The 1,501-nt window shown below is 57.4% G+C and carries 1 protein-coding gene; it reads right to left on the reverse strand.

All coding sequences use genetic code 11. The features are described from left to right. Positions 1 to 51: 51 nt before the first annotated feature. Entirely contained in the window at positions 52 to 816 is a 765-nt protein-coding gene (locus tag GY725_10870; protein MCP4004688.1) for a transposase, read from the reverse strand. Positions 817 to 1,501 lie beyond the last annotated feature (685 nt).

Genomic DNA, 1,501 nt, shown 5'->3' on the forward strand with positions numbered 1-1,501 from the left:
CGTGCTGTCCAAATACAGAAACGATCGATCTGTGGCGTGGGCGCATGGGGCTTACGCCGCAACGCGATGGTAGAAACGCAACAACCCGCCGAGTCGTTGGACGCATTTCATTGCGCCGAAGTTCGAGTCGACCTGATTACCTGGTTCGATCAACCGATTGTCGAGTCCCTGGTGATTCCGCTCCGTGTGGTAATGAGCGGCGAACTCTTGAGTAGCCTTCCGAAGCGACCCTTCCCCGAAGAAGATCAGTCGGTTGAGACACTCGTCCTTGATGGATCTGACGAACCGTTCAGCGTGGGCGTTCAGGTTCGGAGAGCGCGGCGGCAGGCGAACGACGTCGACACCGGCAGTGCCAAGAAGATCTCGAAAGGCGACGGAAAACTTTCCGTCCCGGTCGAGAATCAGGAGCTTCTTCTCGGCCAGGAATCCATCGACCGGGTCGGTCGCGTTTCGTCCGATCTGCATCATCCAGGCTTCATTCGGGTTGGCGGTGATTCCTGCGATCTCAATCTTCCGCGTCGCCAGTTCAACAATGAAGAAGACATAGAAGGTGACGAGGCCACGTGGTGCCCAGACCTCGACGGTGAAGAAGTCGGCGGCAGCGATCACATCCCAGTGGGCCTTGAGGAATTGACTCCAGGTGGTCCGCTTGCCCCGTTCCGGAGCAGGGTCGATTCCGTTCCTCTTCAAGATGTTGGCGACTGTCGTCCGGCCAACACGGTGGCCGACGTTGGAGAGCGCCCCTCGGATTCTCGTGTAGCCCCAGCGAGGATTCTCGCGAACCATTCGGATCGTCAGTTCCGCGATGACTTGCATGATCCGACGCTGCCCCGGAGATCGTCGCTTGTGAGTCCACTTCTTGGCAATGAGTTGTCGATGCCAACGCAGGATTGTGTCAGGAGTAACGAGCGAAGCGACAGGGTTGAAGCACCGTCGCCATCCGCGGATCGTAGCCGAGTGACGGGGCGATAAGCAGCTATCGAACAACCGGGGATCGATGTAGAATTCCCACGAATAGGCTTCGGCCGAGTTGTTGGACAGCACGCGCGTGGTGTCCATTTTCTCGACCGATCATTAGGCGGGGCGAAAAGCGTCCTCTGAACGGCGCAACGCGACGGCCCGACGATAGAACCGCAGCAGCCCAACTAGTGGTTGGGCGCATTTCGTTGCGCCGAAGTTCGATTCGACTTGATCACCTGGTTCGATCACCGGTTGTCGAGTCCCTGGTGATTCGGCTCCGCGGGGTAGTGAACGGCGAACTGGTCGTGTTCAGAAGACTCAACCGATGATCTGGAGAAACATAGAGCCACCAGAAAAGCCCAAGAATCTATGCTCTCTCAGTTTTGATATGCGTTAAGGGTGGGGATCTTGCACAATCTCAAATGAGCGGATTCGCTTCACGGAAGTGACCGAGGCTTACGGTCCGTGGTGGCAGCGCAACCGTAGACGCCGTGGACGTCAGCGTTTGGCGATGTTGAGACGGCAGGCGAGATCTTTAGAA

It is taken from the genome of bacterium, assembly GCA_024226335.1.
GTDB lineage: Bacteria > Myxococcota_A > UBA9160 > SZUA-336 > SZUA-336 > JAAELY01.

What these genes read in the sequence shown, in the direction of transcription:
- GY725_10870 (MCP4004688.1), bottom strand. Translation starts at nt 816, where the DNA reads ATGCAAGTCATCGCGGAACTGACGATCCGAATGGTTCGCGAGAATCCT.